Source organism: Pseudomonas piscis (genome assembly GCF_009380155.1).
GTDB classification, from domain to species: domain Bacteria; phylum Pseudomonadota; class Gammaproteobacteria; order Pseudomonadales; family Pseudomonadaceae; genus Aquipseudomonas; species Aquipseudomonas piscis.
Window position 1 is genome coordinate 555,699 of sequence record NZ_WHUV01000002.1, and the last position, 23,261, is coordinate 578,959.

The 23,261-nt window shown below is 63.7% G+C and carries 20 protein-coding genes; 8 read left to right on the top strand and 12 right to left on the bottom strand.

The window, feature by feature from the left end:
* The 6 genes from GDH07_RS12620 to GDH07_RS12645 are packed head-to-tail and all read right to left on the bottom strand — an operon-like array spanning position 1 to position 6,459.
* On the bottom strand, positions 1–1,593 hold the full coding sequence (locus tag GDH07_RS12620; RefSeq protein ID WP_152897735.1) for a GumC family protein: 1,593 nt from the start codon (positions 1,591–1,593) through the stop codon (positions 1–3).
* Positions 1,594–1,603: 10 nt separating this feature from the next.
* On the bottom strand, positions 1,604–2,623 hold the full coding sequence (locus GDH07_RS12625; protein ID WP_022644538.1) for a polysaccharide biosynthesis/export family protein: 1,020 nt from the start codon (positions 2,621–2,623) through the stop codon (positions 1,604–1,606).
* Positions 2,624–2,645: 22 nt separating this feature from the next.
* Entirely contained in the window at positions 2,646–3,290 is a 645-nt protein-coding gene (locus tag GDH07_RS12630; protein WP_152897736.1) for a CpsD/CapB family tyrosine-protein kinase, read from the bottom strand.
* Between the two features lies 1 nt (position 3,291).
* Positions 3,292–4,038: a sugar transferase gene (locus GDH07_RS12635; RefSeq protein WP_152898280.1), complete on the bottom strand. Its 747-nt coding sequence runs from the start codon at positions 4,036–4,038 to the stop codon at positions 3,292–3,294.
* A gap of 55 nt (positions 4,039–4,093) precedes the next feature.
* Positions 4,094–5,110 (bottom strand): NAD-dependent epimerase, encoded by a 1,017-nt coding sequence (locus GDH07_RS12640; RefSeq protein ID WP_022644535.1) that lies wholly within the window; start codon positions 5,108–5,110, stop codon positions 4,094–4,096.
* Complete coding sequence (locus GDH07_RS12645; protein WP_031321722.1) at positions 5,107–6,459, bottom strand: UDP-glucose dehydrogenase family protein; 1,353 nt, start codon at positions 6,457–6,459, stop codon at positions 5,107–5,109. The genes GDH07_RS12640 and GDH07_RS12645 overlap by 4 nt, the downstream gene beginning before the upstream one ends.
* Before the next feature lie 654 nt (positions 6,460–7,113).
* Here GDH07_RS12645 and GDH07_RS12650 point away from each other — a divergent pair.
* On the top strand, positions 7,114–8,415 hold the full coding sequence (locus GDH07_RS12650; RefSeq protein ID WP_152897737.1) for an OprD family porin: 1,302 nt from the start codon (positions 7,114–7,116) through the stop codon (positions 8,413–8,415).
* A 152-nt stretch (positions 8,416–8,567) separates the two neighbouring features.
* Here the strand turns inward: GDH07_RS12650 and GDH07_RS12655 are convergent, their stop codons facing one another.
* Positions 8,568–9,506 carry a carbohydrate kinase family protein gene (locus GDH07_RS12655; protein WP_152898281.1) on the bottom strand — a complete coding sequence of 313 codons (939 nt, stop codon included), beginning with the start codon at positions 9,504–9,506 and terminating at the stop codon, positions 8,568–8,570.
* 249 nt (positions 9,507–9,755) lie between these two features.
* Between GDH07_RS12655 and GDH07_RS12660 the strand changes: the two genes are divergently transcribed.
* The 6 genes from GDH07_RS12660 (at position 9,756) to GDH07_RS12685 (ending at position 16,612) form a co-directional block, all read left to right on the top strand.
* Positions 9,756–10,769 (top strand): AraC family transcriptional regulator, encoded by a 1,014-nt coding sequence (locus tag GDH07_RS12660; RefSeq protein ID WP_053130170.1) that lies wholly within the window; start codon positions 9,756–9,758, stop codon positions 10,767–10,769.
* A gap of 265 nt (positions 10,770–11,034) precedes the next feature.
* The gene (locus tag GDH07_RS12665; protein WP_152897738.1) at positions 11,035–12,699 is read left to right on the top strand and encodes an AMP-binding protein; all 1,665 of its coding nucleotides are present in this window, start codon (positions 11,035–11,037) and stop codon (positions 12,697–12,699) included.
* 14 nt (positions 12,700–12,713) lie between these two features.
* The gene (locus tag GDH07_RS12670; protein WP_152897739.1) at positions 12,714–13,475 is read left to right on the top strand and encodes an SDR family NAD(P)-dependent oxidoreductase; all 762 of its coding nucleotides are present in this window, start codon (positions 12,714–12,716) and stop codon (positions 13,473–13,475) included.
* Between the two features lie 12 nt (positions 13,476–13,487).
* Positions 13,488–14,678, top strand: a complete 1,191-nt coding sequence (locus GDH07_RS12675; protein WP_022644529.1) for an acetyl-CoA C-acyltransferase — start codon at positions 13,488–13,490, stop codon at positions 14,676–14,678.
* Between the two features lie 12 nt (positions 14,679–14,690).
* On the top strand, positions 14,691–15,818 hold the full coding sequence (locus GDH07_RS12680) for an acyl-CoA dehydrogenase (RefSeq protein ID WP_085597605.1): 1,128 nt from the start codon (positions 14,691–14,693) through the stop codon (positions 15,816–15,818).
* A gap of 20 nt (positions 15,819–15,838) precedes the next feature.
* Positions 15,839–16,612: an enoyl-CoA hydratase gene (locus tag GDH07_RS12685; protein ID WP_022644527.1), complete on the top strand. Its 774-nt coding sequence runs from the start codon at positions 15,839–15,841 to the stop codon at positions 16,610–16,612.
* Between the two features lie 117 nt (positions 16,613–16,729).
* Here the strand turns inward: GDH07_RS12685 and GDH07_RS12690 are convergent, their stop codons facing one another.
* Together GDH07_RS12690 and GDH07_RS12695 are read right to left on the bottom strand one after the other, a co-directional pair.
* Positions 16,730–17,881, bottom strand: coding sequence for an acyl-CoA dehydrogenase family protein (locus GDH07_RS12690; protein WP_152897740.1), 1,152 nt, complete (start codon positions 17,879–17,881; stop codon positions 16,730–16,732).
* A 4-nt stretch (positions 17,882–17,885) separates the two neighbouring features.
* Positions 17,886–18,992 (bottom strand): enoyl-CoA hydratase/isomerase family protein, encoded by a 1,107-nt coding sequence (locus tag GDH07_RS12695; protein ID WP_152897741.1) that lies wholly within the window; start codon positions 18,990–18,992, stop codon positions 17,886–17,888.
* A gap of 341 nt (positions 18,993–19,333) precedes the next feature.
* Between GDH07_RS12695 and astA the strand changes: the two genes are divergently transcribed.
* Positions 19,334–20,368, top strand: coding sequence for an arginine N-succinyltransferase (astA, locus tag GDH07_RS12700; protein WP_152897742.1), 1,035 nt, complete (start codon positions 19,334–19,336; stop codon positions 20,366–20,368).
* Here astA and GDH07_RS12705 read toward each other — a convergent pair.
* The 3 genes from GDH07_RS12705 to GDH07_RS12715 are packed head-to-tail and all read right to left on the bottom strand — an operon-like array spanning position 20,328 to position 23,111.
* Positions 20,328–21,779 carry a phospholipid carrier-dependent glycosyltransferase gene (locus tag GDH07_RS12705; protein ID WP_152897743.1) on the bottom strand — a complete coding sequence of 484 codons (1,452 nt, stop codon included), beginning with the start codon at positions 21,777–21,779 and terminating at the stop codon, positions 20,328–20,330. The two genes, astA and GDH07_RS12705, sit on opposite strands and share 41 nt — an antisense overlap.
* Positions 21,776–22,768 carry a glycosyltransferase family 2 protein gene (locus tag GDH07_RS12710; RefSeq protein ID WP_053130153.1) on the bottom strand — a complete coding sequence of 331 codons (993 nt, stop codon included), beginning with the start codon at positions 22,766–22,768 and terminating at the stop codon, positions 21,776–21,778. The genes GDH07_RS12705 and GDH07_RS12710 overlap by 4 nt, the downstream gene beginning before the upstream one ends.
* A complete protein-coding gene (locus tag GDH07_RS12715; protein ID WP_178124047.1) occupies positions 22,755–23,111 on the bottom strand; it encodes a GtrA family protein in 357 nt (118 codons plus the stop codon). The genes GDH07_RS12710 and GDH07_RS12715 overlap by 14 nt, the downstream gene beginning before the upstream one ends.
* Positions 23,112–23,261 lie beyond the last annotated feature (150 nt).

A 23,261-nucleotide genomic window follows, 5' to 3' on the forward strand; every position in this document is an offset into this window, starting at 1 on the left:
TCACTGCTTGGCCCAATGCCAGGCCCACCGCCAGGTCCAGCGCGGGTAAGGGTTGACCTGGGGTTGTTCGATCGCGTTGAGCACCATCAGCACCGGCAGGCCGAGGTGGTCGTTGACCTGGGCCGGATGCTTGAAGCGATGGTCGAAGAACTCGTAGACATAACCCAGGGCGATGGCCAGCAGCAGGCCGGTGAGCAGACCCAGGGGAATGATCAGCATCGGTTTGGGAAAGGCCGCTTCGCTAGGCTCGTAGGGCTGGCTGAGCACCCGGGCGTTGGACAGCTCGCCGCTGATCAGGCGTTCGCCGCGGCTTTCCTCATAGCGCTGGGTATAGGTGAAGAACGCCTTGTGCAGGGCGTCGATCTCGGTATCCAGTTGGCGCAGCTTGCTCAGCACCTCCTGCAAGTCACGTACACGAGCCTTGTAGTCGTTGATGCGGGTGGTCTTCTGGGCGATCACCGATTGGGTGATCTGCAACTCGCTGCTGCGTTCGCGAACGCGATTCTCCACCACCTTGAGGAACTGCGCCCGGGCCCGCACGATCTGCTCGCGCTGTTGCTGCATCGGTACGCTGTCGGCGCGGTAGGTATCGGCGGTGACGCCGTACTGGCCCACCAGGTTGGTCAGTTGCTCGCCCAGTTGCTTGATCTCGCGATCCTCGTACGCCACGTTGTCCACGGTGTTGGCGAAGGCGAAGGGGAAGGTGTAGTCGGTCAAGCCGGCCTTGCGCGCGGCGGCGAGGCTCTTCTGCAAGTAGTCGAGACGACGCTGGTTCTCCAGGGCCTGGTCGCGATAGCCGTTGAGCGATTGCTCCTCGGTGTTGATGGCGTTCAGGCGGAAGGTGATTTCCTCCTTGGGGTCGGAGGCATGGGCCGCTTCCAGCAGTGCCTGGCGCTTGCCTTCCAGGTCATCCAGGCGTGACTGGTACTGGGCCTTCTTCTGTTCATAGAAGGCTTCGGGCAGTTCGTTGGATTGCAGGTCCTGGCGGTTCTTCAGGTAGTTGGCCAAGAGGCGTTCGACGAAGCGCGTGCCTTCGGCTGCGGACGGGCTGCTGTAGACGATGGAGATCACGTTGGAGCCGGGCAGGGTGCCGATCTTCAGGTCCTTGACCGCCTGGTTGGTGAAGGCGTCCAGGCTGGTATCGCGCACCGGGTCCACCGCGAGGCCGAAGAAGCCGCGCACCGGGTTGATCACATGGTTGCGCAGTGGATTGATCACGCCATCGCGCAGGGGGTTGAACAGCAATCTGGAGAGCAACCCTTCGTTGCCGCCGAACAGGCCCTCGTCGCGCAACTGGCCGATGGTGTCGCGGATCAGGGTCGGCGAACGCAGGATGTTGCTCTCGGTCTCCATGTCCGCCAGCGATGGCGGGATGAATTTGTCGTTGTCCGGAGTGAGCACGGTGTTGGCATCGGTCTGCGACAGCTTTTTGGACTGCACTATGACTTCCGCGGTGATCTCGAAGCTCTGCTTGAGCACCAGCGGCAAGAGCAGCGCCAGCAGGGCGAAGCCCAGGAATACTCGCTTGATCAGGCGCCGATTGACGAAGAACACGAGGAGGAACTCGTGCAGGTAGTTTTCGATCTTGGTCATCGAGGCGAACTCAGTTGTTATTCGATTCTTTGTTGTCGACGCGGTAGCCGAAGCTGAAGCCGACACCCTGGAACATGATCACGTCGGCCAGTTGCTTGCTCAGTGCGCCGGCCTTGGCCAGGCGGGTCTTGGGCACGTAGAGCATGTCGTCCGGCTGCAGGTAGGCGAATTGCAGCGCCTTGCCGTCCAGCGCGGCGTCGGCGTCGTAGACCCGGGCCTCCACCTGGTTGCCCTTGCGCCGCATGATCACCACCGAGTCGAGGCGTGCGGTGGGGCCTGCGCCCTTGGCCAGGGTCAGGGCCTCGAGCACCGAGATCGGCCGGCGTACCGGGTAGGCGCCCGGCTGGCCGACTTCGCCCATGACGAACACCTCGTTGGCGGCGGTGGTCTTGAGCAGCACGTCGACGCTGACTTGTCCCACCTCCTTGGCGTAGCGCTGGTTGATCAGGCTCTGCAGCTCGCTCAGGCTCTTGCCCTGCAGCGACAGGCTGCCCAGCAGCGGGAAGCTCGCGCGGCCATCGGAGCCGACCACGATCTCGCGGCTCAGGCCGGTGGCCGGGTTGGTCAGGCTGGTACGCAGGTTGTCCAGCTGGGCCATGGCGTGGGAGATCGAGAAAGTGATCTGCGGTTTCTTCAGCACCTTGGCGTACTGTGCTTGCAGGGCCTGGCGGGCCTGCTCGGCGGACAACCCGGCGACCTGGATGTTGCCGATATAGGGCATGTCGATGCTGCCGTCGGGCAGCACCAGCTTGTTGCCCCCCAGTTCCGGGGCGGAAAGGAAGCTGATGTCCACCTGGTCGCCCGGTTGCACCAGGTAGCGCTGCTGGCTGGTGGTACCGATATGGAAGATCACGTCCAGCACGTCCTGGGGCCGCAGCACCTGTTCGATGGGCATGACCTCGGTGAGCTGGGCCTGGTCGGCCGGGGCGCTGAGGATCTGCACCGGCATCTGTTGCGGCTCGCGGTTGACGCAGCCGCCCAGGGCCAGCAACAGCGACAGGCTCAGCAGGGAAAGTCTTGGCTTGTTCATGGTTACACGGTCCTTGTGCCGGTCAGAGGCGGTCGTAAACCCACTTGGGCATGTAGTACTTGCGGGCGTTGAACACGCTGCCGATCAGCTTTGCCTCGGCCTGGATCAAGCGTTGCGCGGCGGCCTGGGCCACTTCCCAGCGGGTTTCCTCGCTGCGCACCACCAGCACCACGCCATCGACCTGGGTGCTCAAGGTGAGGATGTCGCCGCTGCTGTACACCGGGTCGCCATCGACGATCACGAAGCGGTACTGGCCGACCAGGGTGTGCAGGAGCTCGCGCAACTGCTCGGCGGTCAGCCGCTCGCTGTATTGCTGGCGCCGGCCCAGGGGCAGCAGGTCGAAGTCCAGTTCCGCGCTGGACTGGATGCATTCGCCCAGCGCGGGCGGGGTTTCGGCCAGGGCCAGGTCGAGAAAGCCCGGACACTGTTCCAGGCCCAGGCGCCGGGTCAGGCTGTCATCCGAAAGGCTGGTATCGACCAGCAGTACCCGGCCGCGGCTGGTACGCGCCAGTTCGCTGGCCATGCTCAGGCAACTGCTGGTCACGCCGCTGTTGCGGTTGGCCGCGGTGAGCAGGATCACCTGCAGCTCCTGGTCGAGCACGGTCACTGCCAGGTTGCTTTCACTGGGACGCTGGATCTTCAGACTGGCAAGGGTTGCTGCCGCCATTTCAACTTGCTCCGTGGCCATTGAGGACCTTGAAAGGGGTTTTCATCAGGATCTTCAGGTCGAGCCAGGGGCTCTGCTGGAAGATGTAGGTCATGTCGAGGGTTACCCGACCGTCGAAGTCCACGTCGCTGCGCCCGGATACCTGCCACAGGCCGGTGATCCCCGGGTAGATGCTCAAGCGTCCCAGGTGGTGCTCCTTGTAGGTCTGGGCGTGGAACGAGGTGGGGCGCGGGCCGACGATGCGCATCTGGCCGAGCACCACGTTGATCAGGTTCGGCAGTTCGTCGAGGCTGGTACGACGCAGGAAACCGCCGATCCCGGTGATCCGTGGATCGCGGTCGATCTTGAAGTCCACCGAGTCCGGGCCGTGCTTGTTCAAGTGGCGCACCGAGTCCTTGAGAGCCTCGGCGTTGACCACCATGGTGCGGAACTTGTACATGCCGAACCGCCGGCCGCGAAAGCCGGTGCGCAACTGCACGAAGAACACCGGGCCGGGGCTGGTGAACTTGATCAGCAAGGCCACTACCAGCAGCAGCGGCGACAACAGCAGCAGCAACAGCGCGGCCAGCGATGCCGAGGTCAGGCGTTTGGTGCGCGACAGGGTCCAGGGGCGTCCACCTTGGCGGCCGCTGAGCCAGCCATGGTGTTGCAGGTCGATGGCGGCCTGGACCTTGCGCCGGAACGGGTCGTTGCGCCGGTCTATGGGCGAGGGGGCGGCGCTGGCGGGCGACGAGACAGGTCTTTCCATATCCACCGGGAATACTTCCATTGCAAAGGTTCGGAAAAAGCGTGGGAATCGCTGTTCAGTTGCTGCTGCGGTAGTAGCCCAGGTACCACTGGACGAAGCTTCGCAGGCCATCCTCCAGGGGAACCTGGGGGCCGAAGCCGGTGAGGTTCTCCAGGGCGCTGACGTCCGCGTAGGTGTTGAGCACGTCGCCCGGTTGCAGGGGCAGGTATTCCACCTGGGCCGTGCGGCCGAGCAGTTTCTCCAGGGTCGTCACGTATTCCTTGAGCTGTACTGGGCGCTGGCCGCCAATATTGAACAGGCGCCAGGGCGCCATGCTGGTGGACGGGTCCGGCTGCTCGCGGTCCCATAGCGGGTCGCGTGCCGGTGGTTTGCCCAGCAGGCGTACCAGGGACTCGACGATGTCGTCGATATAGGTGAAGTCGCGCTGGTGCATGCCGTAGTTGAACAGCTTCAGCGGGCGACCCTGGCTGATGGCGTCGGCGAACAGGATCGGCGACATGTCCGGCCGGCCCCAGGGGCCATAGACGGTGAAGAAGCGCAGGCCGGTGGCCGGTACACCGAACAGGTGGGCGTAGCTGTGGGCCATCAGCTCATTGGCTTTTTTGCTGGCCGCGTACAACGACAGTGGATGATCGACGTTGTCGCTGACCTTGTAGGGCGTCTGCTGGTTGGCGCCGTACACCGAGCTGGACGAGGCGTAGATCAGGTGCTGCACCGGATAGCGCCGGCACATTTCCAGCAGGTTGAGGAAGCCGCCGAGGTTGCTGTCCAGGTAGGCCTTGGGATTTTCCAGGGAATAACGCACCCCGGCCTGGGCGGCGAGGTTGATCACCACCTGCGGGCGGACTTCGGCGAACAGCCGGTCCAGGCCCGAGCTGTCGGCCAGGTCCAGGCGTTGCAGGGGAAAATGCCCCACCTGGCGTTCCACCCAGCGCACTCGATCGTGCTTGAGCTGGGGGTCGTAGTAGTCGTTGAAATTATCCAGCCCGGTGACCTGGTGCCCATCCTTGAGCAAACGCAGTGCGGTATGGGCGCCGATGAATCCGGCGGCCCCGGTGATCAGGATATTCATGCGCAAAGTGCCCCCGGTACGCGATAGGGCAGGCCGATGCTCAGGTAATGCAGCCCGGCATCCGCTGCCTGTTGCGGGTTGTAGAGGTTGCGCCCATCGACGATCAGGCGGTCCTTGAGGGTCTCGCGCAGCAGTTTGAAGTCCACCACGCGAAAGGCTTTCCACTCGGTACAGATCACCAGCGCATCGGCACCCTGCAGGGTGTCGTCGCGGGTCGCGCACAGCTGCAGGTCATCGCGATAGCCGTACAGGCGCCGGCATTCGGTCATGGCCTCGGGGTCGAAGGCATGGACCTTGGCCCCGGCCTGCCACAGCGCTTCCATCAGGTAGCGGCTGGTGGCTTCGCGCATGTCATCGGTATTGGGCTTGAACGCCAGGCCCCACAAGGCGATGACCTTGCCCTGCAGGTTGTCCCCCAGGTGCGCCTTGAGCTTGCGGAACAGCACATGGCGCTGCTCTTCGTTGACGTCGCGCACGGTCTTGAGCATGTGCGGTTCCAGGCCGTGGCTCTGGGCCGTGTGGATCAAGGCACGCAGGTCCTTGGGAAAGCACGAGCCGCCAAAACCGGCGCCGGGGTAGATGAAGTGGTAGCCAATGCGCGGATCGGCGCCGATGCCCTTGCGCACGGCGTTGATGTCGACCCCGAGACGCTCGGCCAGGTTGGCCATTTCGTTCATGAAGCTGATACGGGTGGCGAGCATCGCGTTGGCCGCGTACTTGACCAGCTCGGCACTGCGGTTGTCCATGAACATCAGGCGATCGTGGTTGTGGTTGAACGGGGCGTACAGCTCGCTCAACTGATGACGCGGCAGTTCGTGGGCGCAACCGATGATGATCCGGTCCGGGCGCATGCAATCGGCTACCGCCGAGCCTTCCTTGAGGAACTCCGGGTTGGACACCACATGCACCTGCAAGTGGGACTTGCCCAGGTCCGCCAGTTGCTCGGCGACGGTTTCGACCACCAGGTCGGCGGTGCCCACCGGGACCGTGGACTTGACCACCAGGGTCTTGTCGCTGGACATCAGGCTGGCAATTTCCCGTGCCACCGCCAGGACGTGGTCCAGGTCGGCGGAGCCATCTTCGTTGGAGGGGGTGCCGACCGCGATGAAGATCACTTGCCCATGGCTCACGGCATCGCCGGGACGGGTGGTGAAATGCAGTCGGCCAGCCTTCTGATTCTCTTCGATCAGGGTCGCGAGACCCGGCTCGTGAATCGGAGGAATGGAACGTTGCAGTTGGGCGATCTTGTGGCTGTCTATATCGACACAGACCACGTTATGCCCGACATCGGCCAGGGCGACGGCTTGTACCAGACCGACGTAGCCAGTACCAAAAACGCTGACTTCCAAGGGAACGACCTCGTCCATGATGAGTGTGTGGCGAGGGGATGCCTCACCTTCTGAAAAAAAGCGTATGGCACATGGCCTTCATCGCGCGCTTTTTTTGACACTACCATATGATCAAGACGTTTAATTGACGTTTTCTGGCGTTGCATAAATGACGCAGCGCTTTATCTAGATTTTAGATAGTAGAAAAATCCTTTTAAAACAATAAGATAAATACATTCATTATGGTCATAATGAAAAGCGTCAAATACTTGTTATTTCTTACAAAAAGGCCAAAAAAACCGACGAACGGTAATTTTTTACCGAACAAAAATGATGCTTTTTTGCCATTAGCTGCTACCGATAGCTTGTCGAGGAGTGTTTTTTGAGCATATGGACAGTTTTTTTGACTCGGCTTTCGCCTGGCAGAAAATGTCGAAAATGATCATGTTTTGCTGAAAGTGCATGGTCCCGCAGCGGCGCCACGGGGGCTGGAAAATAGTCGGAGACAGACTGGAGAGTCAGACTAAAGTCGGGTAGGGGGCTGGCGGGCGATCTGCCATCATTGCCGGTCTTCATTGATTCAATCAATTCAGTCGGCGCTACTTAATTCGCCGAGTGGATTTCCCCTGGGTCTTTCTTTACCTCGCGTCACTGATTTTCTGCTGGAGCCTGTTCATGCGTCCCCCTTTCCCTCTACTCAATCCGTGCCCGCTCCTGGGCCTCGGAGCCGCCTTCCTGTGCTCGGGTTTTACCCTGCAGGCGCAAGCCGCCGGTTTTCTCGAGGACAGTAGCGCCAAGCTCGAATCGCGCACGGTCTACTTCAATCGGGACTTCCGTGATGGCCACACCAAGACCGCGCAGGGCGCATCCAAGCGCGAGGAGTCGGCCCAGGGCTTCATTTTCAACCTGCAATCGGGTTACACCGAAGGCACCGTGGGCTTTGGCCTCGATGCCCTGGGCATGTTGGGTATCAAGCTCGACTCCAGCCCGGATCGCAGCAATAGCGGCCTGCTGCCCTCCAGTGGGCATGATCCACGAGGCTCGGCTGACCAGTACGCCAAGCTTGGCCTGACCGCCAAGGTGCGCATGTCCCAGACCGTGTTCAAATACGGCGCGCAATTGCCGGACCTGCCGCTGCTCAAGTACAACGACGGGCGCCTGCTGCCCACCATGTTCAATGGCGCGGTATTGACCTCCAAGGAGGTCAAGGACCTGACCTTCACCGCAGCCCGCCTGAATCGCTACACCGCCCGGGATTCCACCGATTCCCAGGACATTCGCGTGCATTGCAAGAACAAGCGCTATGCCTGCAACACCACGGCGGATCACTTCGACACCTACGGCCTGGACTACAAGTTCAGCGACCGCCTCAGCGGCCAGTACCATTACGCCGAACTCGAGGAAATCTATCGCCAGCACTTCATCGGCCTGGTGGCCAACCAGCCCCTGGGGCCCGGGGTGCTCAAGGGTGACTTGCGCCTGATCAAGAGTGACGACAGCGGCAGCGCCCGTGCCGGCAGCATCGATCACCGGGCCCTGAGCACCATGCTCAGCTACGGCCTGGGCGGGCATGTGTTCAGTGCGGGTTGGCAGCGCATGTATGGCGATAACTCGATGCCGTACCTGGATGGCAGCAACCCGTACCTGGTGAACTACGTCCAGGTCAACGACTTCGCCGCGATCCAGGAACGCTCCTGGCAATTGCGCTACGACTACGACTTCAAGGCGGTGGGCATCAATGGCCTGAGCTTCCTGACTCGCTATGTCAGCGGCGACAACATCAAGGTCCCGGGCAGCCTGCGTGAAGGTCGTGAATGGGAACGCGACAGCGAGCTCAAGTACGTGGTGCAAAGCGGCACGTTCAAGGACGTCAGCCTGCGCCTGCGCAACGCCACCTATCGCAGCAACTACCAGAAGATCGCCCGCGACATGGATGAAACCCGCCTGATCGTCAGCTACAACTTCTCGATCTTCTGATCCTGTACCGCAGGCTCCGGGAGCCCGCGACTTGTAGCCGCTGTCGAGCCCGTGGCGAGGCTGCGCGAAGGCCCGCAGGGTCTTGCCTCGATCTACTGCGGGCAGGAGCAGCATCTGCCACGCAGCCCGTGGCAGCAGCTACAGGGAGCGGTTCAGGTCAACTGGTGGCGGTACGGCAGGTCCGGCCCGGTACGGGTGCAGGTCAGGGCCGCGGCGTTGACGGCGAAGCGCAGCAGGGCGTCGATCTGCTCGCGCTCCAGCTGCTCAAGACCCAGGGGCGAGTCCAGTCCTTGCTCGGTCAGCCAGGTGATCAACGCTGCCTGGAAGGTATCGCCGGCGCCCACGGTGTCGGCCACCTGCACTTTGGGCGTCGCGACCGACCAGTGGCCATGCCGCTGGCTGAAGACCGTCGCGCCCTGGCTGCCACGGGTCAGGAACACCAGCTTGGCGCTGCCTTGCAGCCAACCGCGGATCAGCACTTCGGGTGCCTGCCCGGGGTACAGCTGCTCGAGGTCTTCGTCGCTGACCTTGATCAGGTCGGCCTGTCCGGCCAGTTCATCGATGCGCTGGCGCCATAGCTGGATGTCCGGTTGCGGGCCAAGCCGCACATTGGGGTCGAGGCTGATCAGGCGCCGGCCCCGCTCGCGCCTTGCCAGTGCCAACAAGGTGTCGGCAATCGGTTGTACCACCAGGGAGTAGGAGCCGATGTGCAACCCGCGCACCTGTTCGTCCAGCTCTGGTAGATGTTCGACCAGGAGCTGGCGATCGGCACATCCTTCGCCGCGAAAGCTGTAGTGGGGAGAGCCGTCGGCGCCCACGGCCACCATGGCCAGGGTGCTGGGGGCGTCGAATTCCTGCAGGTAGCCAGTGTCCACGCCTTCGTCGTCCAGCACCTGTCGCAGGCGTTGACCCAGGTAGTCCCGGGATAACCCCGCCAGCAACGCCACATCGAGGCCCAGGCGGCGCAGGCCCACCGCCACGTTGAATGGCGAGCCACCGGCGATCGCCTGGAAGGCCACCTTGTTGGCCGGGGCTCCGGCCTCGTCCGCGCTGAAGAAGTCGAACAGCGCTTCACCACACACCAGATACATAGTCATTCGCTCTGCAAGGGGTTGCCAGTTGCTGTCCATGGACTTGCGCAGCGGTTGGCGGGCCGCCCGGGCGCCAGGCGCCGGGTGGTGCATGATAGAGCGAGCGTCGTGGGGTTTTCGATCCTTCATTGCCTGTGGATCAGCTATCGGCAGCCAGCACGAGCTTATAGCCCAAGGTCCACTGGCTTTTTGCGCTTCACTGCCTAAGATGGCCGTCCTGGTCCCTTGCGTTGGAAATCTCTGTTCACGATGTCGGAAAAAGACACCATCTCCTTGCAACTGGTGCGCGAAGCGCTGTTGCAAAGCTGCGCTCCGGGCGCCGCCACCGATGAAGTACTGCACAAGGTCGGCATCGATCCGGCCGGCTTGCAACAGGGCACCGGTCGGGTGCCGGCCAGTGCCTATGCGCGGCTCTGGCGCTTGCTGGCCAGGAGGCTGGACGATGAGTTCTTCGGCATGGACCCGCGCAAGCTCAAGTCCGGCAGCCTGGCATTCCTCTGCCGTTCGGCCATGGCCCAGCCGACCCTGGCCCAGGGCCTGGATTCGGTGCTGGGATTCCTGTCGCTGATGCTCGAACACCTGCCGGCGCAATTGGTGCGCCAGCAGAGCCTGGCGGAGATCGTGTTGCTGGAGGAGGTGCCTTCGCGCCGGGCCTTCACCTATTTCACTTACTGGATGATCGTCCATGGGGTGGCTTGCTGGCTGGCCGGACGGCGAATCCCGATCCTGGCCATCGAGCTGCGCTGCCCACAGCCGGACTTTTGCGACGACTATCGGGTGATGTTCTCCGACAACCTGCGCTTCGACCGGCCGCGCACGCGGATGATCATCGCCGCCGATTGCCTGGACCTGCCGATCAAGCGCAGCGACGAAGAGCTCAAGCGCTTCCTCGGCCATGCCCCGGCCAATATCCTGGTCAAGTACCGCGATCCGCAGAGCCTGGCCAGCCGTATCAAGCAACAGCTGCGGCAGTTGCCGGGGGAGCAGTGGCCGGAAGCCGAGAGCCTGGCCCAGAGCCTGTGCATTTCCGCCTCGACCCTGCGCCGGCGCCTGGCCGAGGAGGGGCAGAGCTACCAGGCCCTCAAGGATGGGGTGCGCAAGGAGCTGGCCATCGTCTGGCTGGCCGAGCCGCAGATCAGCTTCGCCGAGATCGCCGAGCGCCTGGGATTTGCCGATACCAGTTCGTTCTACAAGGCGTTTCGCAAGTGGTCCGGCTCCAATCCCGGGCACTATCGCAGCCTGATCCTCAACGTGCCGGCCTGACCCTTGGCCAAACCGGTCACGCAACTTGACAGCTTTGACCATTGTCCGGCCAGGGCCCTGGCGCCAGTATTTCGTTGATTCTGATGAGGTTCCCGCTATCAGGCCGTTGAAAAACTGCCTGCGTTGCCATCGCTGCGTTAAAAACAGGCTCAAAATGCTCATTTACCACGCGTAAACTGCGCTTTTTCGCCTGCTTTGCCTGGCGCTGGCTGCCTCGTCGACGTTTTTCAACGGCCTGCTATAAGAACAACGAGGGCTTCTGGCAATGCGCGATTACCTGTCCGCCACCGCAAACTTCAACTACCAGCACACCGTCGATGCCACCCTGGCCGGGTCACTGCAGGCGCTCAATGCCTGCGTCGAGTGTTGTGACCGGCATGCGTTGCCCGGTCGCATCGCGTTGTTCTGGGAGGGCAAGGACGGCAGCAGCGCCAGCTACACCTTCACCGATCTGCAAGACAAGGCCGGGCGCCTGGCCAACTTCCTCCTGGCCCAGGGCGTAGGCAGGGGCGACAAGGTTGCAGGCCTTTTGCCGCGCAATGTCGAGCTGTTGATCACGGTCCTGGCCACCTGGCGCATTGGCGCGGTGTACCAACCGCTGTTTACCGCCTTCGGGCCCAAGGCCATCGAGCATCGGCTCAGCAGCTCCGAAGCCAAGGTGGTGGTGACTGACGCGGTCAACCGTCCCAAGCTCGCCGAGATCGCCAACTGCCCGACCCTGGTCACCGTGACTGGCGCCAAGGGGCAGGGCATCGTGCGTGGCGACTTCAGTTTCTGGGCCGAGCTGGAGCGATATCCGGCCCGTTGCGAACCGGTGCTGCTCACTGGCGAAGACCCCTTCCTGCTGATGTTCACCTCGGGCACCACCGGACCGTCCAAGGCGCTGCAAGTGCCGCTCAAGGCCATGGTCGCGTTCCAGAGCTATACCCGTGATGCGGTGGACCTGCGACCGGAAGATGCGTTCTGGAACGTCGCCGACCCGGGCTGGGCCTATGGCATCTATTTCGGCATCACCGGTCCGCTGGGCCTGGGTCATCCGATCACCTTCTACGACGGCCCCTTCACCCTCGAAAGTACCTGCCGGGTGATCAACAAGTACGGCATCACCAACCTCACCGGATCCCCCACTGCTTACCGGCTGCTGATCGCCGGTGGTGATCAGTTCGCCCGTTCGATCAAGGGCCGCTTGCGCATTGTCAGCAGTGCCGGCGAGCCGCTGAACCCGGAAGTGATTCGCTGGTTCGCCGAGCACCTTGAGGTGGTGATCCACGACCACTACGGTCAGACCGAACTGGGCATGGTGCTGTGCAACCATCACGCCCTGGAGCATCCAGTGCATGTCGGCGCCGCCGGTTTCGCCTCGCCGGGCCATCGCATCGTGGTACTCGACGAAGAGTACCGCGAGCTGGGGGCCGGTCAGCCGGGGATCCTCGCCATTGACCGCCGGCAGTCGCCGATGTGCTGGTTCGCCGGCTACTCCGGGGCACCGACCAAGGCCTTCGTCGGCGATTACTACCTGAGCGGCGATACCGTCGAGCTGAACCCGAACGGCAGCATCAGCTTCGTCGGGCGCAGCGACGATGTCATTACCACCTCCGGTTACCGAGTCGGCCCGTTCGATGTGGAAAGCGCCCTGGTGGAGCATCCGGCGTTGGTCGAGGCGGCAGTGGTGGGCAAGCCCGATCCTGAGCGCACCGAGGTGATCAAGGCTTTTGTGGTGCTGGGTGAACGTTACCGCGCCACCCCGGAATTGGCCGAGGAGCTGCGCCAGCATGTGCGCAAGCGCCTGGCCGCCCATTCCTATCCGAGGGAAATCGAGTTCGTCAGCGAATTGCCTAAGACCCCCAGCGGCAAATTGCAGCGCTTTATCTTGCGCAACCAGGAAATCGCCAAGGCTCAAGAGGCCGCGGCGGCAACAGTCAACGCGTGAACAGGATTTGAACGATGCAGATTCAGAACAAGGTTTTTCTCGTCAGTGGTGGTGCCTCGGGCCTCGGTGCGGCCAGCGCTGAAATGCTCGTGGCCGCCGGCGCCAGGGTGATGCTGGTGGACCTCAATGCCGAGGCCGTGGCGGCCAAGGCGCAGCAGTTGGGATGCCAGAGCGTGGTCGCCGACATCAGTCAGGAAGCCGCAGCCGAAGCGGCGGTCCAGGCGACGGTTCAGGCCTTCGGCGGGCTCCATGGCCTGGTCAGCTGTGCCGGCATCGTGCGGGGCGAGAAGATCCTCGGCAAGAACGGTCCCCATGCCCTGGCGAGCTTCGCCCAGGTGATCAACGTCAACCTGATCGGCAGTTTCAACCTGATGCGCCTGGCGGCCGCGGCCATCGCCGAAGGCCAGGCCGATGCCGATGGCGAGCGCGGGGTGATCATCAATACCGCTTCCGTCGCTGCCTTCGACGGACAGATCGGCCAGGCAGCCTACGCCGCTTCCAAGGGCGCCGTGGCCAGCCTGACCCTGCCGGCGGCCCGCGAGCTGGCGCGCTTCGGTATCCGGGTGATGACCATTGCCCCGGGCATTTTCGAAACACCGATGATGGCCGGCATGAGCGACGAGGTCCGGGCCTCCCTGGCCGCTGGCGTGCCATTCCCACCGCGCCTGGGCAAACCTGCCGAGTACGCCGCGCTGGTACGGCATATCATTGAAAACAGCATGCTCAACGGCGAGGTGATCCGTCTCGACGGCGCCTTGCGCATGGCCGCCAAGTAAGGAGGACTCATCATGTCCATTGCCCAAGATCCGATTGTCATCGTCAGCGCCGTACGTACCCCCATGGGGGGCTTCCAGGGCGAATTGAAAGGCCTCAGCGCGCCACAGCTGGGTGCCGAGGCCATTCGCGCCGCCGTGCAGCGGGCCGGGGTCGCCGCCGACAGCGTGGAAGAAGTGCTGTTCGGCTGCGTGCTGTCCGCCGGCCTCGGCCAGGCTCCGGCGCGCCAGGCGGCCCTGGGAGCCGGCCTGGACAAAGGCACCCGGTGCACCACCCTGAACAAGATGTGCGGCTCGGGCATGGAGGCCACCATCCTGGCCCACGACATGCTGCTGGCCGGCAGTGCCGAGGTGGTGATCGCCGGCGGCATGGAGAGCATGTCCAACGCCCCGTACCTGCTGGACCGCGCTCGGGCCGGCTACCGCATGGGCCATGGCAAGGTGTTGGACCACATGTTCCTCGATGGCCTGGAAGACGCCTACGACAAGGGCCGGCTGATGGGCACCTTCGCCGAGGACTGCGCCGAGGCCAACGGTTTTACCCGCCAGGTCCAGGACGAGTTCGCCATAGCGTCGCTGACCCGTGCCCAGCAAGCGATCAAGGATGGCCTGTTCAAGGACGAGATCGTTCCCCTGCAAGTGACCATCGGCAAGGAATCCCGGCTGATCAGCGATGACGAGCAGCCGCCCAAGGCCAAGCTGGACAAGATCGCCAGCCTCAAGCCGGCGTTCCGTGAAGGTGGCAGCGTGACGGCCGCCAACTCCAGCTCGATTTCCGACGGCGCCGCGGCGCTGCTGCTGATGCGCCGTTCCGAAGCGCAGAAGCGTGGGCTCAAGCCACTGGCGGTGATCCATGGCCATGCGGCCTTCGCCGATACCCCGGGCCTGTTCCCGGTGGCTCCGGTCGGTGCTATCGAGCGCCTGATGAAGAAGACCGGCTGGTCCCTGGACCAAGTGGATCTGTTCGAGATCAACGAGGCTTTCGCCGTGGTCAGCCTGGTGACCATGAGCAAGCTGGAGATCCCCCATGACAAGGTCAACGTGCACGGCGGTGCCTGCGCCCTGGGCCATCCGATCGGCGCCTCCGGCGCGCGGATCCTGGTGACCCTGCTCTCGGCCCTGCGCCAGAAGGGCCTCAAGCGTGGCGTGGCCGCGATCTGCATCGGCGGTGGCGAAGCCACGGCCATGGCCATCGAATGCCTGTAACGAGGACCTGCCATGTTGCCCAATGACGAACAACAACAGATCAGCGATGCGGCCCGGCTATTCGCCCAGGAGCGTCTCAAGCCTTTTGCCGCTGACTGGGACCGCGAGCATCGCTTTCCCAGGGAAGCCATCGCCGAGATGGCCGAGATGGGCTTCTTCGGCATGCTGGTGCCAGAGCAGTGGGGCGGTTGCGACACCGGTTACCTGGCCTATGCCATGGCCCTGGAGGAAGTCGCCGCCGGCGATGGCGCCTGTTCCACCATCATGAGCGTGCACAACTCGGTGGGTTGCGTGCCGATCCTCAAGTTTGGCAATGATGACCAGAAGGAGCGCTTCCTCAAGCCCCTGGCCAGCGGCAGCATGCTCGGGGCCTTCGCCCTGACCGAACCCCAGGCCGGCTCCGATGCCAGCAGCCTGAAGACCCGGGCCCGCCGCGACGGCGACCACTATGTGCTCAACGGCTGCAAGCAGTTCATCACCTCGGGGCAGAACGCCGGGGTGGTGATCGTCTTCGCGGTCACCGATCCGGCGGCGGGCAAGCGTGGTATCAGCGCGTTCATCGTGCCCACCGACGCGCCGGGCTATAAGGTCGCGCGGATCGAGGACAAGCTCGGCCAGCACGCTTCTGACACCTGCCAGATCCTCTTCGAAGACGTGAAGGTACCGGTGGCCAACCGCCTGGGGGCGGAGGGCGAGGGCTACAAGATCGCCCTGGCCAACCTCGAAGGCGGCCGGGTCGGTATCGCTTCGCAGTCGGTGGGCATGGCCCGCGCCGCGTTCGAGGCGGCGCGCGACTACGCCCGCGAGCGCGAGACCTTCGGCCAGCCGATCATCGAGCACCAGGCCGTGGCTTTCCGCCTGGCGGACATGGCCACCCAGATCGCCGTGGCGCGGCAGATGGTGCATTACGCCGCCGCGCTGCGCGACAGCGGCAAGCCGGCCCTGGTGGAGGCCTCGATGGCCAAGCTGTTCGCCTCGGAGATGGCCGAGAAGGTCTGTTCCGCGGCCTTGCAAACCCTGGGCGGCTATGGCTATTTGAGCGACTTCCCGCTGGAGCGGATCTACCGTGACGTACGGATCTGCCAGATCTATGAAGGCACCAGCGACATTCAGCGCATGGTCATTTCGCGCAATCTCTGACTTTTAGCAGGAGCTGATTCATGAGCTACGAAACCATTCTGTTGGATATCAAGGACCGGGTCGGCCTGATCACCCTCAACCGCCCGCAAGCCTTGAACGCGCTCAACGCACAGATCGTCGGCGAGATCAACCAGGCCCTGGATCGCCTGGAAGCCGACCCGCAAATCGGCTGCATCGTCATCACCGGCTCGAAGAAAGCCTTCGCCGCCGGCGCCGACATCAAGGAAATGGCCGAGCTGACCTATCCGCAGATCTATCTCGACGACCTGTTCAGCGACAGCGATCGAGTGGCCAACCGGCGCAAGCCGATCATCGCCGCGGTCAATGGCTTTGCCTTGGGTGGCGGTTGCGAACTGGCACTGATGTGCGACTTCATCCTGGCCGGCGACAACGCCAAGTTCGGCCAGCCGGAAATAAACCTCGGCGTGCTGCCGGGCATGGGCGGTACCCAGCGCCTGACCCGCGCCGTGGGCAAGGCCAAGGCGATGGAACTGTGCCTGACGGGACGTTTCATCGACGCCGTGGAAGCTGAGCGTTGCGGCATCGTCGCGCGTATCGTGCCGGCCGACGAGTTGGTGGAAGAAGCGCTGAAGGTCGCCGCGCTGATCGCCGGCAAGTCGGTGCCGGTGAGCATGATGATCAAGGAAAGCGTGAACCGCGCTTTCGAGGTCAGCCTGTCCGAAGGTGTGCGCTTCGAGCGCCGGGTGTTCCATGCTGCCTTCGCCACCCAGGACCAGAAGGAAGGCATGGCCGCCTTCATCGCCAAGCGCGAGCCGCAGTTCAAGGACCGCTGAGGCGGTTCGCGACGATAAAAAAATCGCAGCTTTAGCTGCGATTTTTTTGTCTTCAAGAATGCCATCGCGGGCATGGCGTCCCTGCAGGAGCGCCATGCCCGCGAGGTTCTTGATCAATCAGACCAGGTAGTGCTTCAACTCACGGGCGATCAGCATGCGCTGGATCTCGCTGGAGCCTTCGTAGATCTGGGTGATCCTTGCGTCGCGGTAGTAGCGTTCCACCGGGTAGTCCTCCAGGTAGCCATAGCCACCGTGGATCTGCATGGCCGAAGAGCAGACCTTCTCGGCCATCTCCGAGGCGAACAGCTTGGCCTGGGAAGCTTCGGACAGGCAGGGCTGGCCGGCGCTGCGCAGGCGGGCGGCATGCAGGATCAGCAGGCGGGCGGCGTTGATCCGGGTGTGCATGTCCGCCAGCAGGTTGGCGATGCTCTGGTGTTCGATGATCGGCTTGCCGAACTGCACCCGGTCGCGGGCATAAGCCAGGGACGCTTCGAAGGCGGCCCGGGCGATCCCCAGGGCCTGGGCGGCGATGCCGATGCGCCCGCCTTCGAGGTTGGACAGGGCGATGGCCAGGCCCTTGCCGCGTTCGCCCAGCAGGTTGGCGGCCGGCACGCTGCACTGGTTGAGGGTCACGGCGCAGGTGTCGGAGGCGCGGATGCCCATCTTGTGCTCGGTGCGGTCGACGATGAAGCCCGGGGTGTCGGTGGGGACCAGGAATGCCGACAGGCCTTTCTTGCCCAGCTCCGGATCGGTGACGGCGAAGACGATAGCCAGTTGCGCACGCTTGCCGTTGCTGACGAACTGCTTGGCGCCGTTGATCACCCATTGGCCGTCGCGCAGTTCGGCGCGGGTCTTGAGGTTGTGAGCCTCGGAGCCGGCCTGGGGTTCGGTCAGGCAGAAGCAGCCGATGGCCTCGCCACTGGCCAGGCGTGGCAGCCAGGCCTGCTTCTGCTCTTGGCTGCCGTAGTTGAGGATCGGCCCGCAACCCACCGAGTTGTGGATGCTCATCAGCGCGCCGGTGGCGCCGTCGCCAGCGGCGATCTCTTCCACGGCCAGGGCATAGGCCACGTAGTCCAGGTAGCTGCCGCCCCATTGTTCGGGGACCACCATGCCCAGCAGGCCCAGTTCGCCCATCTTGTGGACCAGGGCGTCGTCGATCCAGCCGGCCTTTTCCCAGGCCTGGGCATGGGGCGCGATCTCGCCGCGGGCGAAATCCCGGGCCATGTCGCGGATCATCACTTGTTCTTCGGTCAATTCGATGTCGTGCATGAGTTCAGCTCCCGCTGCCGTCGAAACCGCTGAAGAAGCTCGCTACCCGGTCGGCCTCGAGGGCTGCCAGGGTCGGCGGATTCCAGTGCGGGGTCTTGTCTTTGTCGATGATCAGGGCACGCACGCCCTCCATCAGGTCGCCACGCTCGAACCACTGGCGGTCCAGGTGCAGCTCCAGGGCGAAGCACTGCTCCAGGGCCAGGTGCCGGCCCTGGCGCAGCATCTCCAGGGTCACGGCCATGGCCAGTGGCGAGCGGGTCTCGAGCAGGTCGGCGGTGGCCAGTGCCCATTCGTGGCTATCGGCCACGCTCACGCTGCGCAGTTGCTCGACGATGGCTGGCACGTCGGGCAGGGCGAAGAAATGGTCGATGGCCGGGCGCAGGCTGGCCAGAGGCGCGTCGGGCAGGGCCTGGACGCCGAGCTTGGCCAGTAGCCCCTGCAGGTCCTTGAGCGGCGAATGGCTCCATTGCAGGCGGTCCAGGCGCTGGTCGAGCAGGGCCAGCTTGTCGCTTTCCAGGTGCCAGTCGGCCAGGCCGCAATACAGGGCGTCGGCAGCGCGGATCTGCACGCCGCTGACCCCCAGGTAGGTGCCCAGCTCGCCGGGGATGCGTGAGAGGAAATAACTGCCGCCGACGTCCGGGAAATAACCGATGGCCACTTCCGGCATCGCCAGGCGGCTGCGTTCGGTCACCACCCGCAGATCCGCACCTTGCACCAGGCCCATGCCGCCGCCGAGGACGAAACCGTCCATCAGCGCCAGCACTGGCTTGCGGTAGTGATGGATCGCCAGGTCCAGGGCGTACTCCTCGACGAAGAACTCTTCGTGCAGGGTGCCGCCGCTCTTGTAGCTGTCGTACAGCGAGCGGATATCGCCGCCGGCGCAAAAGGCTTTTTCACCGGCGCCGCGCAGCACCACTGCATGGATTTCCGGAGCCTGGGCCCAGGCATCCAGTTGCCGTTGCAAGGTACGCACCATGGACAGGGTGATGGCGTTGAGACCGGCGGGGCGATTGAGGGTCAGGTGGCCGATGTGGTTGCGCACCTCGACCAGCACCTCGTCCTGAGGCGCATCGAGTTCCCGGGCCGTGTGGGATGAAACCTGAGCAGTCATCACTAACTCCCTGCTTTTATTGTCTTTATATGAGGCTCGCGGACGAGCATCGACGGATCGTATCAGTGCAAATTTGCCTTGTACAACCTGGAAAGCTGCAGGTCGGCTGTGCATTTTTGCATGGTCGGACCACCCCCGCGAACACCAGGTGAAGGCCCCTGGAGCGGGGGCTGCAGCTTTGGCCCGAGCAGTGGGGACAGCGCGTCGAGGCTCGTCGGTCGCGGCGGAAAAAACCATGGATGCTCTTGATCTGGGCCCGGTTTCCAGTGTGCGCCGTCACTATGCTGGTGCGCCATCACTGTCGTGCCTGTTCCATCCCGACCCTGCCGGAGGCCCTTGTCATGATCGTTCGTCCCGCATCCCTGGCCGACCTGCCGGCTCTCTTGCTCCTGGCCCGCAGCGCCGGGGCCGGCCTCACCACCTTGCCCGCCGATGCCGGGCGCCTCGGCCAGCGCCTGGAGTGGGCGCACAGGACCTTCGCCGGGCAGGCCGAACGGGCCGACACCGATTACCTGTTCGTGCTCGAGGACTCCCAGTGCCAGGTGGTGGGCATCTGCGCCCTGGCGGGGGCAGTGGGCATGCGCGAGCCCTGGTACAACTACCGCCTCGGATCGCTGGCCGCCACATCCCGAGCATTGGGGATCAACCGCCAGTTGCCGACGCTGTTCCTGGGCAACGACATGACCGGCCATTCCGAGTTGTGTTCGTTGTTCCTGCACGCGGGGCATCGCAACGGACTGAACGGGCGCTTGCTGTCCAAGGCGCGCTTTTTGTTCCTGGCCGAATACCGCCAGCATTTCGGCGACAAGGTGATCGCCGAGATGCGCGGTTATTGCGACGAGCATGGTGTATCGCCGTTCTGGGAGGCAGTGGGGCGGCATTTCTTCAAGATGGACTTCGCCGCTGCCGACCATCTCACCGGCCTGGGCAACAAGACCTTCATCGCCGAACTGATGCCCAAGTTTCCGCTGCCCACCTGCCTGCTTCCGGAGGCGGCGCGGGCGGTGATCGGCCGGGTGCATCCCAATACCGAGCCGGCGCTGGGCATGCTCAAGGCCGAGGGCTTCGGTTTTCGGGACTACATCGACATCTTCGATGGCGGGCCGCTGATCGAATGCGCCACCGGCGATATCCGCGCGGTGCGCGACAGCCAGGTGCTGCAATTGGGCATTGGCACCCCGGGGGACCAGGCCAAGCCATACCTGATCCATAATCGCCAGTTCGCGGCGTGCCGGATTACCGCCGCGCCAGCGCGGGTTGCCGCGGGCACGCTGATCGTCGAGGCCGCCAGCGCCCATGCCCTGGGGCTAGGCGCCGGGGCCTCGGTGCGGGCGGTCAGCCTGGCGGTGCCGGCACGCCAGCACCAAGCAGCCTAGGGTCCAGCGCCGGGCACTTGAACAGCACGCTCTGGCTGGCCCGCAGGCGTTCTTCGCAGCCTAGGGCCGCCAGTTGCCCGCTGACTGGCGCGAGGTCTCTCTGCCGTCGTACCAGGTAGAACGCCTGGTCGATCGGCAATTCTTCCAGGCTCTCGATCCGCTGGGCTTGCCCGGCGGTGTAGAACTGCGCCGAATACGAGCGTCGGCCCCAGTAGTACAGCGGCGCCGGCTGGCTGGCTTGCAAGCTGTTCCAGGCCTGGGCCATGGCTTGCTGGTTCTGCGGGCGTTGCAGGGCCGCGCCATGGGTCACGGTGAACAGCAGGCCCAGTGGCAGTAGCAGGGCCAATCCCAGCCACCAGGGCGAGACTGTCTTGCCATCGGCATGCCGTGGCGTGGTCAGCGCCAATGCCAGCAGCAGGCACCAGGCGGGCAGGGCGGGCAGGACGTAGGTCCACAGGATATTGCCGGAGAAGGTGAAGAACAGCGGGGTGACCAGGGCCCACAAGCTGATGAAGCTCAGGCGCAGGTCCATGCGGGCGGACTGGCGATAGACCCGGTACAGCAGCGGCAGCAACAGGCTCCAGGGCAGCAGTGCCATCAGCAGTTCCAACCAGATACTGGCGTAGGGCCGCTCATGGGCGCTGCCGTACAGATCGCCAGGCCAGTCGCTGACCACATAGCGTTTCCAGTGCTCGCCCACCAGGAAATAGTCGAGGAACCCGGGCGTGCGCCATTCGGCCCACAGGTACCAGGGAACGGACACCAGCAACATCACCCCCAGGCCGCTGAACCAGGGTAGGTTCAGCAGGGCGCGCCACTGCCGGTTGAACAGGGTCCAGAGCCCGGCCTGGGCTCCCACCAGCACCAATACCAGCGGCCCCTTGGCCAACAGCCCCAGGCCGAGGCCGAAGAACCCGGCCAGGGCCCAGGCCCGTTGGCCATGTACCGTGCCGCGCCAGAAACCGTAGCTGGCCAGGAGGATCGCGAAGCTCAAGGCCGGGTCGGTCAACACCACGCCGGCGGCCAGCAGCCCCAGGCCGGAGCTGGAGAACAGGATGGCGGCCAAGAGGCCGACGCGCTCGTCGTATTCTTCGCGGGCAAAGCGGATCAGCAACAGGCAACTGGCTATATGGAACAGCCAGGCGGGCAGGCGCACAGCCAGCTCGTTGATGCCCAGCCACTGCATGCCCAGGGCCTGGCTCCAGAAGGCCAACGGCGGCTTGCCCCAGAACGGCACGCCGTAGTCGAACATCGGGGTCACCCAATCATCGAGTTCCAGCATCTTGCGCGCCATCTCGGCATAGCGCGCTTCAGAGGTGTCCATCAACGGATACAGGCCCAGGGTCAGCAGGCGCAGGCCGAGGATGGCCAACAACAGCCACCACAGGTGGCGGGTGGAAAGTCTGTTCATCGAAGCACTTCTTGTTCGTCGGCCCGGGTCGTGGAAGGTGCTGGCAATTGGCGGGGGAAGCCGCCGAAGGTGCTGCGCAGGAAGTACAGCGGCCGGCGCTTGACCTCGACCAGCGCGGCGCCGATGTATTCGCCGACCATGGCGATGCCCACCAGTGCCAGGGCCATGGCGCCGAGGATCAGGTGATCGATGCTGAAGGCGTCGGCGAACCACTGGTGCAACAGATAGGAACAGGTCAGCAGCAGGGTGGCCAGGCTGAGCACGCTGAACCAGCGCAGGGGCTTGCGGGAGAAGGCCAGGACTCCCTCCATCGCCAGGTCCACCAGGGCCATGGGGCTCCACTTCGACTCGCCAGCCTTGCGCCGGGCCCTCTGGTAGGGAATCTCCACGGTCTTGAAGCCCAGCCAATTGACCAGGCCCTTCATCAAGGTCGCCCGCTCGGGCATGTTGCGCAGGGCGTTCAACGGCGCGGGACCGATCAGGCGGAAATCGCTGACATCCGGCGGCACCGGGTACTTGTCCACCAGCAGGTTCATCAGTTTGTAGTAGAGCTGGGCGCTCAGGCGCTTGCCGGCGGTATCCTCACGCCGGTCGCTGCGCTGCATGTTGACGATGTCGTGGCCGGCCAGCCAGTGGCGGACCATGGCCGGGATCAGCTCCGGCGGGTCCTGCAGGTCGGCATCGATGAACAGCACCGCATCCCCGGCCGCATAGTCGATGCCGGCGGACATTGCCGATTCCTTGCCGAAGTTGCGGCTCAAGTTCAAACAACGCACCCGGGGCACGCGGCAGAACTGTTCCAGCAGTTCGTAACTTCCGTCATGGCTGCCGTCGTTGACATACAGGACTTCATAGGCCACCGGCAGGGCGCTCAATACCAACATCAAACGATGGTGGAATTCCGGTAATACATGGGCTTCGTTGTAACAGCAGACAATGACACTGATGAGTTGTTGATTGTCTACTTGCACATGGCTAGGCAGTTTCATTTTTAAAAGTCCAGGTCCGGTTGATCCAGTAGCTACCCAAGGTCAGGCAGAAAGTACTCAGTAGTTGCATCGATAACGGCGAGTCCGGTGCCAGGGCCAGCAGGCACAGCATCAGCAAGGCGTTGCCGAGGTTGTAGGCGGCGGCCGTCACGCAGAAGCGCAAGACCTGGTCGCTGCGAGCCTGGTAGTCGCCCCGGGGAAAGGTCCAGCGCTTGTTGCCCTGGTAGCTGAGCCAGGTTCCCAGGCCGGCGCCCAGCAAACTGGCCAACAGCGCCGGCAGGGGACCGAGTAGCAGCAGGAACACCGCGTAATGAGCCGCGGTGGCGATCGCGCCTACCAGCAAGTAACGTGGAAGTTGTTTTAATGGATGTTTGGAAGTTGATTTTTCTGATCGCGACATTGGCGAGTTCCAAGGTTAACAACGGGTTAATTCTTGGGCCGTGCATGTCGATAATCAGTGGGTGTTTTGTGAAAAATTCGTTTGCCAATATGC